Annotated in this window: 13 protein-coding genes, 1 other RNA gene and 1 other annotated feature; of the genes, 2 read left to right on the top strand and 12 right to left on the bottom strand. The window is 48.7% G+C overall.

Annotation, left to right across the window (positions count from 1 at the left end):
- Positions 1-8: 8 nt before the first annotated feature.
- The 5 genes from cymR to BCOA_RS31105 form a co-directional block, all read right to left on the bottom strand.
- Positions 9-428 carry a cysteine metabolism transcriptional regulator CymR gene (gene cymR, locus BCOA_RS31120; protein ID WP_014097908.1) on the bottom strand — a complete coding sequence of 140 codons (420 nt, stop codon included), beginning with the start codon at positions 426-428 and terminating at the stop codon, positions 9-11.
- A gap of 466 nt (positions 429-894) precedes the next feature.
- Positions 895-2,310: an ISLre2-like element ISBco6 family transposase gene (locus tag BCOA_RS31115; protein WP_014095994.1), complete on the bottom strand. Its 1,416-nt coding sequence runs from the start codon at positions 2,308-2,310 to the stop codon at positions 895-897.
- Between the two features lie 464 nt (positions 2,311-2,774).
- Positions 2,775-3,242 carry a hypothetical protein gene (locus BCOA_RS31110; RefSeq protein WP_014097907.1) on the bottom strand — a complete coding sequence of 156 codons (468 nt, stop codon included), beginning with the start codon at positions 3,240-3,242 and terminating at the stop codon, positions 2,775-2,777.
- 30 nt (positions 3,243-3,272) lie between these two features.
- Positions 3,273-3,368 carry a hypothetical protein gene (locus tag BCOA_RS35720; RefSeq protein WP_080564929.1) on the bottom strand — a complete coding sequence of 32 codons (96 nt, stop codon included), beginning with the start codon at positions 3,366-3,368 and terminating at the stop codon, positions 3,273-3,275.
- A 166-nt stretch (positions 3,369-3,534) separates the two neighbouring features.
- A complete protein-coding gene (locus BCOA_RS31105) occupies positions 3,535-4,278 on the bottom strand; it encodes an SDR family NAD(P)-dependent oxidoreductase (RefSeq protein WP_014097906.1) in 744 nt (247 codons plus the stop codon).
- A gap of 267 nt (positions 4,279-4,545) precedes the next feature.
- Here BCOA_RS31105 and BCOA_RS31100 point away from each other — a divergent pair, with 267 nt between their 5' ends.
- Positions 4,546-5,823 carry a replication-associated recombination protein A gene (locus BCOA_RS31100; protein WP_014097905.1) on the top strand — a complete coding sequence of 426 codons (1,278 nt, stop codon included), beginning with the start codon at positions 4,546-4,548 and terminating at the stop codon, positions 5,821-5,823.
- 32 nt (positions 5,824-5,855) lie between these two features.
- Here the strand turns inward: BCOA_RS31100 and BCOA_RS31095 are convergent, their stop codons facing one another.
- From BCOA_RS31095 to BCOA_RS35410, 6 genes are all read right to left on the bottom strand, one after another.
- Positions 5,856-6,623, bottom strand: a complete 768-nt coding sequence (locus BCOA_RS31095) for a tRNA threonylcarbamoyladenosine dehydratase (RefSeq protein ID WP_014097904.1) — start codon at positions 6,621-6,623, stop codon at positions 5,856-5,858.
- Positions 6,624-6,696: 73 nt separating this feature from the next.
- A complete protein-coding gene (locus BCOA_RS31090) occupies positions 6,697-7,632 on the bottom strand; it encodes a bile acid:sodium symporter family protein (RefSeq protein ID WP_044051948.1) in 936 nt (311 codons plus the stop codon).
- Positions 7,633-7,738: 106 nt separating this feature from the next.
- Positions 7,739-7,923, bottom strand: a non-coding RNA gene (gene ssrS / locus BCOA_RS34820) — 6S RNA.
- A gap of 163 nt (positions 7,924-8,086) precedes the next feature.
- A complete protein-coding gene (gene aspS / locus BCOA_RS31085) occupies positions 8,087-9,859 on the bottom strand; it encodes an aspartate--tRNA ligase (RefSeq protein ID WP_014097901.1) in 1,773 nt (590 codons plus the stop codon).
- Positions 9,856-11,139, bottom strand: coding sequence for a histidine--tRNA ligase (gene hisS / locus BCOA_RS31080; protein WP_014097900.1), 1,284 nt, complete (start codon positions 11,137-11,139; stop codon positions 9,856-9,858). The genes aspS and hisS overlap by 4 nt, the downstream gene beginning before the upstream one ends.
- A gap of 144 nt (positions 11,140-11,283) precedes the next feature.
- Positions 11,284-11,506, bottom strand: a binding site (T-box leader).
- A 127-nt stretch (positions 11,507-11,633) separates the two neighbouring features.
- A complete protein-coding gene (locus BCOA_RS35410) occupies positions 11,634-11,810 on the bottom strand; it encodes a hypothetical protein (RefSeq protein ID WP_014097899.1) in 177 nt (58 codons plus the stop codon).
- Between the two features lie 137 nt (positions 11,811-11,947).
- On the opposite strand from BCOA_RS35410, the gene BCOA_RS31075 reads away from it, so the two are divergent.
- A complete protein-coding gene (locus tag BCOA_RS31075) occupies positions 11,948-13,411 on the top strand; it encodes an N-acetylmuramoyl-L-alanine amidase (protein ID WP_014097898.1) in 1,464 nt (487 codons plus the stop codon).
- A gap of 29 nt (positions 13,412-13,440) precedes the next feature.
- Here the strand turns inward: BCOA_RS31075 and BCOA_RS31070 are convergent, their stop codons facing one another.
- Positions 13,441-15,267, bottom strand: coding sequence for a DHA2 family efflux MFS transporter permease subunit (locus BCOA_RS31070; protein ID WP_014097897.1), 1,827 nt, complete (start codon positions 15,265-15,267; stop codon positions 13,441-13,443).

The raw sequence follows: 15,267 nt of genomic DNA, 5'->3' as shown, positions 1-15,267 counted from the left end.
CCTCTTAATTAGATATAATACATGTAGGCATCCGGTTCTGTATCTTCCCGGTATTTGGCCAGATCTTCAATGGTTGTGCTGTCAAGAACGTCCTTGACCGCGTCCCGGATCCGGATCCAGAGCTGGCGTTTCACCGGTTCTTCGTCTTCAATGCCCTCTACCGGTGTAATCGGTCCCTCCAGCACACGGATCACATCACCGGCTGTGATTTGCGAAGGTTTTCGCGTTAAAACATAGCCGCCGTAAGCGCCGCGGATGCTTTTGACAAACCCGGCATTACGGAGCGGAGAAATCAGCTGCTCCAGATAATGTTCAGACAAATTCTGGCTCTGGGCAATGGATTTCAGGGAAGTCGGCCCCATGCCGTACCGCTTTGCCAGTTCAATCATAATGGTCAGCCCATAGCGGCCCTTCGTTGAGATTTTCATTTCATTCCACCTCTTTCCGATTATTCCCGAAAAAAAATTGTTAAGCCAAAAACGGCAGATGAGCGCGTAAAAAAATAAGCCCATTCATATAAATGAACGAACAGACTGGTCCCAAACTTAACATATTATAGCATATTTATCGGCTTAATGCGAAACAAGAGCGGCGTGTGTATGTGTCAAGTTTTTCTCGACAAGGTTTAAATATCGGGTATTCCAAGACACTCTTTTTGTACACTTTCGGCTACCGTGCTTTACTTGCTCGGTGTAATTTTCGGAAAAGATGTAATATTTCCGTATAAAGATGGATAACGGGGATGTTGAGGCGCGCGAAATTCACTCGCTTTCCGCGGGCGGCCGGCGAGCCTCCTCGCTCGTACCTCGCTGCGGGGTCTTTCCTGGCTCGCTTTTCCCGCAGGAGTCTCGTAAATTTCGCGCGCCTCAACGATCAGTCCCCACTGAGCCAGGCTTAAAACGAAAGCTCTAATATTTTGCTTAAATGTCCCATTGCCGATGAACTGCTTGAATGCAGGGCAACTGATCCGTGCTTTACGCCCACTGACGGGCGTACAGGCTGCTTGAGTAGTTGAGACATCCTGATGAATTGTTTCAAGTTCCGTTGCTTTCTCTCGCTTCTTGAACGGTGTTTCAGATAGGCTTCTCTCAATGTCCCATTGAGTATGCCTTGTTTGATTTTCACCATGGCTTCTGCGCCAAGTTCACTCCAATGCATGCCCCTTTTTTTCATCCTGAAGGAGATATGCCTTTGATTCGATTCCATCGCTCCTAGGCCTCTCGCACCTTCCGGCACGTTTTTCACCCTGTCTCTCCAGTCAAAAATGCGGTCCCAGTTTTTCAAGATATACGAACGGAATTCCTTGATTTTCTTGAGGGCCTTTTTATCCGTCAAGGTGCTTTCGTGCGTATCCAAATATAACGTGAATTGGTCCAGGTCATGCGTTCTAATCGCTTTTCTAATTTGCTCCTTGATCTCGCTCTTTCCGCCCCCAAATGTCCTTATGATGGCTTGTGCAACGTGGTAGGTATCCAGCTGGTTGAGCACCGGAAATTCCGACTGTGAGAATGCTGTTTGAAACCGTTCAGCTGTGTACCCAGCACCTCCATCACTGTTTGTAATGACATGCGTTTTTTCGAGGGAGTAGGTGTTGGCAGCTGTGGCTTGGACTTCATCCCAAAATGTCTGAATGTCTTCCGTCGTCATGATGACTGTGGGCTGACGCAGGGAGACCCTTTTACCATTGGTTTCCCATCCCTCATAGAGAATGGCGTGGTGGACTTCCATACTCTGTTTCTTTTTTAGTCCCCGAACGAATACACCATCTGCTTCAGAAAACAGGTAGTCTACCTTCTTCCCCTCAGGCAGGGAAACAGCTATTTCTAGCTCTTCTACAAGTGCCTTATCGGCTTCCGCCTGAGTTTTCCCTACGTGTTTTACCATGTTCCCTACAGTTGTGTGACTAAGACTCACTGCTGTCCACTCTTTTAAAATATCAGCTACTTCCCGATAGGTGTTCTCACTTGCCAACTCTGCCACCTTTAATTCCACTAACGGGCTGTATCGTTGGTGTGGTACCAGCCCTAACCATTCATCCAGAGGATAATGGGAATTTCCTCTCTTGTCATGCATTAATGAGCGTTTAAAGGTCACACTTCCAAATAGAAACTGAATGTTTCTGTTATCACTCCGGCAGTACACCCAGCCCTCCTCTAACTTCTCCTGTTTAATTGTTTTATCTAACTCTTCAAATATTTCCCCAACCCATTGTGTAAAAGCCTTCTGCATCAGAAGTTTAAGCTGTTCTTCAAATTCGATAAGACTCTTTGTATCCTTTAATAATCCAGCAATTATTGATATAATATCCATGGGAAGACCTCTCTCTCTAGATGTTCATCTTGAAGTGTACAATTAGATGATAGAGCGTCTTCCCATTTTTTTCCACTCATTTGCCCCTTCGAGTAAAATTTTACACATACGCGGCGTGTGAATGCTGCTTTAACTTGAAAAACATCATTGAAAACAGGAAAAAGCCCCCTTTAATTCATAAGAGGCTATAGAGGGTGTTTTGCTATGTTCGATTAAGGCGAATTTTTGCGTTTTTTTCACAAGTTCCATAATAAAATCATCTTTTAATCTTTGGTTTTGTCATATTTGGAAATACTTCGTTTTCTATCTGACTTGACTTGGTGTTTCAATGCATTTTTATGCGCTTTCATGACGGAAGAATGATTAACAGAAGAGGATTCGATTGTGTCACTTGTGTCCGTATCGTCAATTCCTGAAACCTCTGTATTTGAGTTGGGGCCTGAAACAAGTAAAGAACCATCATCTTATGCATATGCTAAAAATACATAAGATTGGCCAACTTCAGGAAGCACATCATCATCAAATGTTACGATTGAACTCCCATCTTTCGAAATGCCGCCAGCTTTTTGAAGAGGAATCGGTTTGTCAGTCTCTAGTTCACCTTTCATATTTTCCAATACTGTTATTTTGTAATTGGTATAGGGTGTGGAAATTTCCTTCGTACCCTCTTCTGTTTCAATTTGTGTTGTATTTTTATATGCCGTACCTGTTTTCTCCTCAACGCGTGCTAAAAATACATAATCGGCGTCCCCGACAGTTTCTTCAGGATGATCCCTATTAATTGAAAAAGTACCGTCCATCTGCACTTTTTTAGGATGTTTGCTCGTTTTATTGGTTGCAGAATGATGAGAGCAAGCCCCTATCGCCATTGCAGCAATCAATACCAGAACGACCACCAATGGAAGCAATGTTTTTTTCTGTGAAAAACTCATTCTGAATCACTCCTTTGATTTTAGGTTCTTTTAGCCGACAAAGTGTAATGCGCTTTCATTAGCGTTTAATGTTATTCTGGCTGTTTCGTATTTATACATCATGTCACTGCTCGTATGATGTTTCAAGCCTAAAGCATGTCCAAGTTCATGGGTCCCGACATTTTGCCTTTCTGATAAATGCCATCAGGCGACAATCATTATGGATTAAGACAATTTGAAGGGGGGCCTGGTTCTTTCAAAAAACCAACTTCATCCGAAAAAACACCATCCGGTTTTCCCCGGATGGTGTTTTTTATTGTGCCGTATAACCCCCGTCCACATGGAGATCCGTGCCGGTAATAAACGATGCGTCATCGCTTACAAGGAACAAAACGGCTTTCGCCACTTCTTCCGGCTTGCCAAGTCTTTTCATCGGATTGTGGTCAATGGTTTCCTGAATTTGTTCTTTTGTGAAATATTTCAGTGCCGGCGATTCTGTTGTACCCGGAGAAACGCTGTTGACGCGGATGCCCTGTTTGGCATACGTAACAGCTTCCGCCCGCGTCAAATTCACAACCGCAGCTTTGGCGGCGGAATAGGCCGCACTGTTGGTAATCCCGACGTGGGCCATAAAAGAGCCCATGTTGACAATCGCGCCTTTTCCGTTTTTCAGCATGTACGGGATCGCATATTTATTGGAAAGCATGACACCGGTTAAGTTAATGTCCAATACTTTTTGCCAGTAGTCCTGGTCGAGTTCATGAACAGGCCCGTGCTTTTCCGGAATCCCGGCACACGCAACCAGAATGTCAAGCTTCCCGTAAGTATCCGTCGCCTTCTCCATTAAATGCCTGACACTGTAATAATCGGAAACATCACAATGAACAAAAAGCGCTTCCCCACCGGTTTCTTTGATTTTGTCGGCAATTTCCATCTTGGATTCCGCCACATCCCCGATGACGACTTTCGCACCCTCGTTCGCAAAAAGCCAGGCCGTCGCTTCCCCGATTCCGGAAGCGCCGCCTGTAATGACGGCAACTTTATTTTTCAGTCTCACCGCGTTCACCTTCCTATGTCAAATCATACAAAAACCATGCACAGCCGGATCTCATTTTTTTCCGCAGCCGTTTATGGCGCCCATTTTCCTAGCCTACAATCATTATATCAAAAAAGCAACAATGTACAGCCGGGAAAACTGAAAAATACAAAAAGCCCCCATCAATGCTATTCCTTTTAAGCCTACGCCCGAAAAACCTGATTGCTTCCCGCATGCCCGTGAAATCTGTTAAGATAAGGATACGAAAACAGGTTTGGAGCGATTAAAATGAAAGACGAACCGCTTGCCTACCGGATGCGGCCGCGCACGATTGATGAAGTGATCGGACAGGAGCATCTCGTCGGCAAAAATAAAATCATATACCGGATGGTCAAAGCACGCCAGCTTTCTTCCATGATTTTGTACGGGCCGCCGGGCGTTGGGAAAACGTCGATTGCCAGCGCGATTGCGGGAAGCACCAAATATGCATTCCGTACGTTAAATGCCGTGACGAACAATAAAAAGGATATGGAGATTGTCGCCGCCGAAGCAAAAATGAGCGGAAAAGTCATTTTGCTTCTCGATGAAGTCCACCGGCTCGACAAAGCAAAACAGGATTTTTTGCTGCCGTATCTTGAGTCCGGCATGATCGTCCTGATCGGGGCCACAACGAGCAACCCGTACCATGCCATTAACCCGGCGATCCGGAGCCGCTGCCAGATTTTTGAGCTTTTCCCATTATCGCTTGATGAGATCAAGACGGCGCTTACCCGTGCCCTTGATGATGCGGACAGGGGCCTTGGCAAATACAAAGTGAAAATAGAGGAAGCGGCTTTCAACCATTTTGCGCAAGGATCGAACGGCGATGTGCGTAGCGCGTTAAATGCGCTGGAGCTGGCCGTGATTTCAAGCGAACCTGATGATGACGGCGTGATCCACATTACGCTTGCCATTGCCGAAGAATGCCTGCAGAAAAAAAGCCTTGCCCATGATAAGGACGGCGACGCGCACTACGATGTGCTGAGCGCTTTTCAAAAATCGATCCGCGGCAGCGATGCCAATGCCGCCCTCCATTATTTGGGCCGGCTGATCGAAGCCGGGGACTTGCCGAGCATTGCGCGCAGACTCCTTGTGATTGCTTACGAAGACATCGGCCTTGCAAGCCCGCAGGCCGGCGCGCGCACCCTTGCCGCCATCGAAGCGGCAGAAAGGCTCGGGTTTCCGGAAGCGCGCATCCCGCTTGCAGCTGCGGTCATCGAATTATGCCTGTCGCCGAAATCAAATTCCGCGATCATGGCGATTGATGCCGCCCTTTCTGATATCCGTGCCGGAAAAAGCGGCGAAGTGCCCGCCCATCTGAAAGACGCCCATTATAAAAGCGCAAAACAGCTGGGACGGGGCATCGGTTACAAATACCCGCATGACTTTGAAAATGGCTGGGTCAAACAGCAATATCTTCCGGACACCCTCAAATATGCCCGTTATTATGACCCGAAAAAAACGGGCAAATTTGAACGGGCGCTTGCCCAAGTGTATGAAAAAATGGAGCAGAACCATAAGCCGTAAAAAAAGAAAGCATCCGTGATGCTTTCTTTTTTTCAATGTTCATCTTTTACCCTTTTTACCGGGATGTCTTTCAAAATGTCACGGACAACGAAACTCGCCATAAACAGCCCTGCGGTTGACGGAACAAACGCATTGGATGAAGGTGGCATTTGTGCTTTACGGATTTCGGCTTCATCATTTCCGACCACTTTGCGGACATCTTCGCGGATGACGATCGGGCTTTCGTCGGAAAACACGACCGGAATGCCTTTTTTGATGCCTTCTTTTCGCAGCTTCAGGCGCACAACGCGGGCAATCGGATCGGTGTGCGTTTCGGAAATGTCTGCGATGCGGAGGCGTGTCGGGTCCATTTTATTGGCCGCCCCCATGCTGGATATCATTTTGATCTTCCGTTTCAGGCATTCTTTCATTACATGCACTTTGTAAATAATCGTATCACTTGCATCCACCACATAGTCCGGCTTATAAGAGAAAAACTGTTCAGCCGTTTCTTCCGTATAGAACATTTTTAAAGAAATCACGTCACAATCCGGATTGATATCGGCAATCCGTTTTTTCATCAAATCGGCTTTCGCCTGCCCAACGGTGGAAAGCAGCGCCGGAATCTGGCGGTTAATATTTGTAATGTCAACATCATCTTTGTCAACAAGGATTAACCTTCCGATTGCCGACCGAGCCAAAGCTTCAACCGCAAACGAACCCACGCCGCCGACACCGAGAATAGCAACGGTGCTGTTTTTCAGCTTTTGCAGCCCTTCCTGCCCGATTGCCAATTCATTCCGTGAAAACTGATGCAGCAATTTCCTCATCTCCAAACATACTCATTTCTTTCCTAGATTATCCAAAAACGGCCCGGAAAGCAAACCTTTATGTTCAGCTGCTTGCCGCCGGCTTTTCCGTTTTTTTATCCCTGTATACGCTCGAAAGCAATGTTCCGAAAAAAGAGGCCAGCACCTGCTGAAAAAGCATGCCGGAGATGACCGGCAGCACAACCTGGGCCGGGAAAAAGGTGACTGCGATGACAGATCCGGCACTGATATTGCGCATGCCGCCGCTGTATGTTAAGGTCACGATCATGCCGCGGTCAAGATGGAACAAAGCGCCGATCAGCCAGCTTAATAAATAGCCGCAAGCCGAAATGAACAGCACAGTCAGGATAATAAACAGCACATGGGCATCCATTCCCCTGAGGTACGGCGATACGACCCCGCCGTTGATCATGACGACAAGAAACATGCCGATTTTGGAAAACGGAGAAAGTACTGAAGAAGCCTTCCGCTGGGTTTCGAGCTGTGTAAACTGGCTGAACAGGATGCCGAGCAAAGACGGGATGACGATCATCGTAAAAAGATCTTGCATGAGCGGCCAAACCTCAATATGTACATTCTTACCGACAAACAAGAGCAAAGTAAGCGGCACAACAACCGGCGAAAGCAGGGTATCTATCAAAATGACCGTTAAAACAAGCGGGATATTCCCTTTTTGCATCATGACCCATACAAAGCTTGTCACACCTGTCGGAATGGCGGCCGAAAGCAAAAACCCGGTTGTCGTCAGCGGGTGCCCGGGAAAGAGCAAATGCCCCGTTCCGTACGCAAACAAGGGCATAAAAAGGTGTAGCACCCCTAAAGCAAGCAAAACCGGAAACGGATGGCGAACAACCGCCCCGAGCTGCTTAAAGGTTGAGCCGATGCTCCCTGTAAAAGTCATAAAAGCAAACAGCCACGGCACTAAAAATAAAAGGCCCGTCAACCGGTGCCCGAGCACCATCCCGATGATCAAGCTTCCCGGGATAAAAACCGGCATCATTTTGCCAAGGAAACGGTTTGCGCGATCAAAAAACGAAAAACACACAAAAATTCCTTCTTTTCCAAAAAATAAAAACCCTCTTTTTCTAAAGAGGGAAAGGAGTGGAATGAGCCCCGGACGTGCCGTTCTTGCAATCCTCTGTTTTGATCCCGCTCTCGAGCAGGTGGGTGCCCTGCACCAGGCTTTATGCGTCCCCGCAAAGGGCATGCACGCCGTCTGGTGACTCCGGGCCCCCGATAATGAAGTGTTCGGTCAAAACGATAGGAACATATACGAACACCCCAGGACTCATTCAACTTGTTTATATCATAGCATTTTTTTCACCCGTTTTCAAACGAAAAAAGGCTCGCAGGCGGTCCGCATTTTTCCCGTTCTTACGGGATAGCGGCAGCGGACGCGTTTCTTCGTGAAGCGGCTGGAAAAATTTTACGCCGCCTTTTTCCGGGTTTTGATCTCATTTTTTTGCTTTTAATTTCAATTGCAGCTCATCCAGCTGCGCCTCGCTGACCGCGCCCGGTGCATTCGTCAGCAGGCAGCTGGCGCTGGCTGTCTTCGGAAATGCAATCGTGTCGCGCAAGTTGCTGCGGCCGGCAAGGAGCATGACAATCCGGTCAAGGCCGAGTGCGATGCCCCCGTGCGGCGGCGTGCCATAATCAAACGCATCAAGCAAAAAGCCGAACTGGGACTGTGCCTGCTCTTTTGAAAAGCCGAGCGCCTTAAACATTTTTTCCTGGACATCCCGTTTATAAATCCGGAGCGATCCGCCGCCGAGTTCATACCCGTTCAATACAATATCATAGGCCTGCGCCTTTACGCTTGCCGGGTCGGTTTCCAGCTTCTCAATATCTTCTTCAAACGGCATCGTGAACGGATGATGTGCCGCCGTATAACGCCCTGCATCTTCGTCATATTCCAAAAGCGGCCAGTCCGTCACCCACAGGAAGTTGAATTTCGACTCGTCAATCAGGCCGAGTTCTTTGCCGAGCTTGTTTCTTAGCGCCCCGAGCGCATCGGCGACGACTGATTTTTTATCCGCCACAAACAACAGCAAATCGCCCGTTTCTGCATTTGTAGCAGCCGCTAATTGCGATTGTTCCGCTTCTGTAAAAAATTTTGCGATCGGGCCCTTTAACCCTTCGTTTTCCGCTTTCAGCCAGGCAAGGCCTTTCGCGCCGTAACGTGCGGCAAATTCGCCGAGCGCGTCGATGTCTTTTCTCGAATATTTGCTTGCCGCGCCCTTTGCATTGATCGCTTTTACTTGCCCGCCCGAGGTAACGGCAGATGCGAACACTTTAAAACCGGCGTTTTGGACGATTTCGGAGACGTCCACCAGTTCCATGCCAAAGCGGGTGTCCGGTTTATCCGATCCGTACCGGTTCACGGCTTCCTCGTAGGTCAGCCTCGGCAGCGGCGTTTCGATATCGATGTTTTTCACTTCTTTCATCAGCCGTTTGATCATTTTTTCTGTCATGGTCAAAATGTCTTCCTGGCTCATGAAACTCGTTTCAATATCAATTTGCGTAAATTCCGGCTGCCTGTCTGCACGCAAGTCTTCATCACGGAAACAGCGAGCAATCTGGTAATAGCGGTCAAAACCGGAGATCATCAAAAGCTGCTTAAACAATTGCGGCGACTGCGGCAAGGCGTAAAATTCGCCAGGATGCACCCGGCTCGGCACGAGATAATCGCGGGCGCCTTCCGGGGTGCTTTTTGTCAAAACCGGGGTTTCAACATCGATAAACCCTTCTTCATCGAGAAAGCCTCTAATTGATTTTGTAATCGCATGGCGCATTTTCATCGTTTCAAACATGACCGGGCGCCGCAAGTCGAGGTAACGGTATTTCAGGCGCACATCTTCCGCCACGCCCGTCTCGTTTTCAATCATAAACGGCGGGGTTTTTGCATTGTTGATGATCGCAAGGCGGTCGGCCTGAATTTCAATTTTGCCCGTTTTTAAGTTCGGATTTACCGTATTTTCGGAACGGGCGATGACTTTCCCCTCTACTTCGAGCACATACTCGTTCCGGACTTTTTCCGCAAGTTTAAAAGCTTCTTCAGAGACCGCCGTATTAAATACAATTTGGACGATACCGGCACGGTCGCGCAAATCGATGAAAATGAGGCCGCCCAAGTCGCGCCTTCTCTGCACCCATCCTTTCAGCACCACTTTTTCGCCAATCTGTTGTTCCGTCACATCACCGCAATAGTAAGAACGTCCTTCCATCATGCTTCCCCCCTGTTTGCCATATCTTTAAAAGCTGTAATAAACCCTTCAAGCGGCAGTTCTTTTTGTTCGCCTGTCGCCATATTTCTGACGCTTGCTTTCCCGGCCCGCAGCTCCTCTTCGCCGATGACCGCAACAAATGCGGCTTTCACCCGGTCCGCCGCTTTAAACTGTGCCTTCACTTTGCGTCCCAAATAATCCTGGTCAGCTGAGAATCCGGCACTTCTTAATGCCTGGAGCAATTTAAAAGCAGCCGGTTTCGTCTCCTCGCCGATCGCGACCACATAGCAGTCCGTCCTGTGGCCAACAGGAAGTTCGATGCCTTCCGCGTCCAGTGCCGCAAGCAGCCGTTCAATGCTTAAGGCAAACCCGATCCCCGGCGTTTCCGGCCCGCCCATTTCCTCAACAAGGCCGTTGTAACGCCCGCCGCCGCAAAGGGTGGTGATCGCGCCGAATCCCTCCGCATTGCTCATAATTTCAAAACAAGTATGCACATAGTAATCAAGGCCGCGCACAAGCCCGGGGTCGATTTCATAAGGGATGCCGAGCGTGCCAAGAAACTGCAAAACTTTATCAAAATAAGCTTTTGATGCATCATTTAAATAATCCAAAATGGATGGCGCTGTTTTCATGAGCGGATGGTCATGATCTTTTTTGCAGTCAAGAATACGCAGCGGATTTTGTTCAAGGCGTTTTTGGCAGTCCGCGCAAAACTCCCCGATATGCGGTTTGAAATGATCAATAAGCGCTTCCCGGTGCCTGAGCCGGCTTTCTTTATCGCCGAGGCTGTTGATCACAAGTTTGACATTTTTTAAACCAAGCTGTTTGTAAATATCCATTGCGAGCGCAATGACTTCGGCATCGATGGCCGGGTCTTCGCTTCCGAGCGCTTCAACGCCGAACTGGACAAACTGACGGAAGCGCCCTGCTTGCGGCCGTTCATAACGGAACATCGGGCCGTTATAATACAGTTTGACCGGCTGAACCGTGTTTCCGAACATTTTATGCCCGATAAAGGAACGGACGACCGGCGCTGTTCCCTCCGGCCGCAGTGTCAGGCTGCGCCCGCCCCTGTCATCGAATGTGTACATCTCTTTTTGGACAATATCCGTCGTGTCCCCGACCCCTTTTTGGAAAAGCTCGGTATATTCGAAAATCGGTGTCCGGATTTCCCGGTACTGATAGTTTTCACATATTTTTTTTGCGGTGTTCTCAATATAATTCCATTTTTCCACCTCGCCGGGCAGGATGTCCTGCGTGCCGCGCGGAATTTGAACGGTCATGGCGTACTCCTCCTTCTATTGCTGAAAAATGATGGGTTTTCATTTTCATCCTGCATGCCTAAAAATGTTGATATGAAGACGAGTATCCTCCTTCTCAATCAATGTTTATGTAAAATAAAAAACCCCCGGTCCCTTGTCTTATAAACAAGGGACGAGAGTTGAATTCCCGTGGTGCCACCCTAATTGAAGCGTCTGCTTCCACTTTTACAGTTAACGCCTGTAACGCCCGTCCCTACTGGATTTCCGTTCAGGACAGAACCTACAAAGTGTTCGTTCATTAAGCCGTTGTGCAGAAATGTTTTCAGCCCGGGACATTTCCTCTCTTTTCACACGGATCTTAATTACTCTTCTTTGTCATCGGTTTTGCCAATTTTACCATCTATTTTTATTATGTTACGCGTGGCACCGGCTGTTGTCAAGGCTGCCGGCAAAGTTTTTCCCCGATCTGCGTTCAGCGCCTGAAAAAGTTCGTTTTCCGCGGATCGGGTCTTTCATTATGAGCGCCCCAGTTTCTTTTTCAAAAGTTTCAGGTCCCCTTTTGAAAGACCAGTTTCAATCGCTGATTCAGCGTTGAACGCTTCCTGCCCGGCACTTCCCGGATCCTGGAAATTAACGCCGTAAATTTGATTCAATGCATTACCGGCTGTCCTATTTTTATCCGCTGCTCTCAATGCCGTTCACTCCTTCTCGTTCCATCCTTTCTATTTTTCCCTTTTTTATTTTTTCTTACCCGCAAAAAGGAGTTTTTTTACGGAGCGCGAATAACAAATAGTGGACAATTTTCCGGACAGGGATGAGGGGTGGAGATGTGAAAAAACTTTTTTTCCGGCTGTTTTTCCTGGTGCTCTTTTTTCTGATTGCACCCGGCGTGATCCATGCGGGGGCGGAAGAGGCCGGGACGGTAACGGTGACGCATGCGGCTGTCTACATCCGCAGCGGGCCCGGGGTGTCCTACCCGATCGCAGGCAAAGCAGCCAAAAACGACACGTACACGGTTCTTCAAAAAGACGGGGATTGGTTTCAAATCCGCCTCCCGCAAGGAAATACAGGCTGGATTGCGGGCTGGCTTGTGGAAACAGGCACCCCTTCCGCAAAACAATCAAAACAAGGAAAAATCACCGCTGACCGCCTGCGCATTAGAAAAGCGCCGGACCAGTCTGCCGCAATCGTTGGCACGCTTGAAAAAAATGCCGTAGTCACGGTTACCAGGGCAGAAGGCGGCTGGGTTTATATTGAAAGCGGCAATGTTTCAGGCTGGGCAGACAGCCAGTATGTACAGACGGAAAAAAACAAAAACGCCGGGAAAACGGCGGAAAACAACGTAAGCGCCGCAATTGTTGCCGCCACAAGCCTGAATATCCGCCGGTCTCCTTCGCTTCAAAGCGGAACGGTAGCGACAGTAACGTACGGGACGAGACTTGAAATTACCGGAACCGACCACGGCTGGTATGAAGTGGAACTGGAAGACGGCACGCACGGATGGGTCGCAGGCTTCTATGTGACGCGCGAAAGCCAGGCAAAGCGCAGCAGTGAAGCAGAAGTGACCCTCCATTCCGGCACAAACCTTTACAAAAGGCCCCAATCCGGCTCGGACACGGTGGGAACCGCCAAGGCCGGAGACCGGTTTCCCATCGTTTCAGAAATGGACGGCTGGTATAAAATCAGGCTGGAAAGCGGCACTTCAGCCTATATTTCGGCAAAAGCCGCCCAAAAAAGTGATACGGCTGTAAAAAAAGGAATCAAGGGAAAGACGATTGTGCTTGACCCCGGTCACGGCGGAACGGATAACGGCACAACCGGCGCTTACGGCACGCTCGAAAAACTGGTGACGTTAAAAACGGCGAATGCCCTGTACGAAAAGCTGAAAAAAGCGGGCGCCCGGGTCATTTTAACCCGGAACAGCGATACGTACGTATCTTTGTCGGAAAGAACCGCCATCAGCAATACAAATCATGCCGATGCTTTTGTCAGCATTCATTTTGACAGCGCTGAAGATTCCCATACGCGCGGGCATACGACGTATTATTATCATGCGCAGGACTATGATTTCGCAAGGCTTGTCAATAACCAGATCACAAGCCGGCTCGGCACCGTTGACAGGGGCGTAAAATTCGGGGATTTCCATGTTATCCGTGAAAATACCCAGCCTGCCATTTTGCTTGAACTCGGTTATTTGAGCAGTCCGGCTGAAGAAAAGCATATCGTGGAGAAGTCTTTTCAAACGAAGGCAGTGGCCGGCATTTATAACGGGTTAAAAGCTTATTTTCAGTAAGAAAATGCCGGGGCATCCCCGGCATTTTTTTATTTCTTAATATTTGGCTGCGGCATTGCGCGTTTGATAAAGAACGACAAAATTAACGCAAACGCTGCGATCCCGGTCGCGACGAAAAAGGCATCGTTTATGCCGCTGATCGTCGCATTCACAACCGATTTTTGATACACAATAGAGGAGCCGAGCACCTGCCCGTACTGGGAAGGCAGCCCGGAAGCATGGGCCAGGCCCTGCCCGATGGCCGCGATTTTAGCAGACACATACGGGTTGATATTTGCATAGGCATTGACGTAGTTTGCCGTATGGAAATCGGCACGGGTGGACATGACGGTTACGAGAAATGCCGTTCCGAGACTTCCGGCAACCGTACGGGCGGTGTTGGCCGCAGCCGTCCCGTGGCTGGTCATATGAATCGGCAGCTGGTTCATCCCTTCGGTCATGATCGTCATCATAATGAAAGACATCCCGAAGCTGCGCAAAACATACAAGAATAACAAGTGGCCGTAGGAGGTCGTCATCGACAGCTTCGTAAATTCGTAAGTTGTCCAGACGGTGATAATCAAGCCGAAGACAGCGAGCGGTCTTGCCCCCAACTTGTCAAACAGCCAGCCGGATATCGGCGACATAATCCCCATGACGATCGCCCCCGGCAGCATCAGCAAACCGGAATCAAGCGCAGTAAACCCGCGGATGTTTTGCAAATAAATCGGCAGCAAAATCATCCCGGCAAACATCGCCATATTCACTACCATGCTGACAATCGTCGTTAAAGCAAAGATATCATATTTGAATACACGCAAATCAAGCATCGGTTTTTCCGTCGTTAATTCTCGCCATACGAACAAAACAAGCGAGATAACGGCAATGATCAGGGAAATGACAACTTGTTTGCTGCTCCAGCCGTCATTCCCGGCTTCACTGAATCCGTACAGCAAAAAGCCGAAACCGAGCGTGGAGAAGATAATACCCGGAATATCGATTTTCGGGTTTGTCGTTTTCATGACATCTTTCATCCATGCCAAAGTGACAAAAATATCAATCACGCCGAACGGAATGACAATCCAGAACAAAATATGCCAGTCGTAATGGCCGACCAGCCACCCTGACAATGTCGGGCCGATCGCCGGGGCGAAAATCATGGCAACCCCCATCATTCCCATCGCGCTGCCGCGTTTTTCTGGCGGGAAGATGGTTAAGAACACCGTCATCATCAACGGCATGATGATCCCGGCACCGGAAGCCTGGACAATGCGCCCGAGCATCAGAATCGAGAAGTTTGTCGAAATGGCGCACAAAACCGATCCGGCCGTAAAGAGGGAAACGGCTGTAATCAGCATTTTCCGCGTGCCCCATTTACTGATCATAAATGCCGTAACCGGAACAAGAATCCCGTTTACAAGCATATATCCGGTTGACAGCCATTGCACCGTATTCGCCGTCACATTCAAGTCGTTCATAATATGCGGAATGGCGACATTCAAAAGTGTTTGGTTCAAAATCGCCACAAATGCCCCGAGCATCATCGCAAAAACAATTTTCCCCCTGCCGTGTTCTTCCTCCACTTCCGGGGGAACGGCAGCTCGCCCGGGTGCTTCAGCCGGACGTTTTTCGTCGTCCGTACGAGCGCGGCGCGTTTCCATTTTTTCAGGCTCTGCCGCCAATCCTTCATCTGTTTTTGCCGGCACCTGCGTTTCCGCTTTTTCAGGCGGCGCAGGCATTGTTTCCATTTCCGGCGCCCGCTTGTCAAGAAGCGGGCTTTCCATCTTTTTCTTTCTTCCCCTGTTCCTTAATATGAGATTCAGGATAAGAAGGACAATGACCGATAAAAGAACATAACCTGCGATAAATTTTCCCAT

Source organism: Heyndrickxia coagulans 36D1, from assembly GCF_000169195.2.
Lineage (GTDB): Bacteria > Bacillota > Bacilli > Bacillales > Bacillaceae_C > Weizmannia > Weizmannia faecalis.
This window is presented reverse-complemented; position numbering and strand designations above follow the sequence as displayed.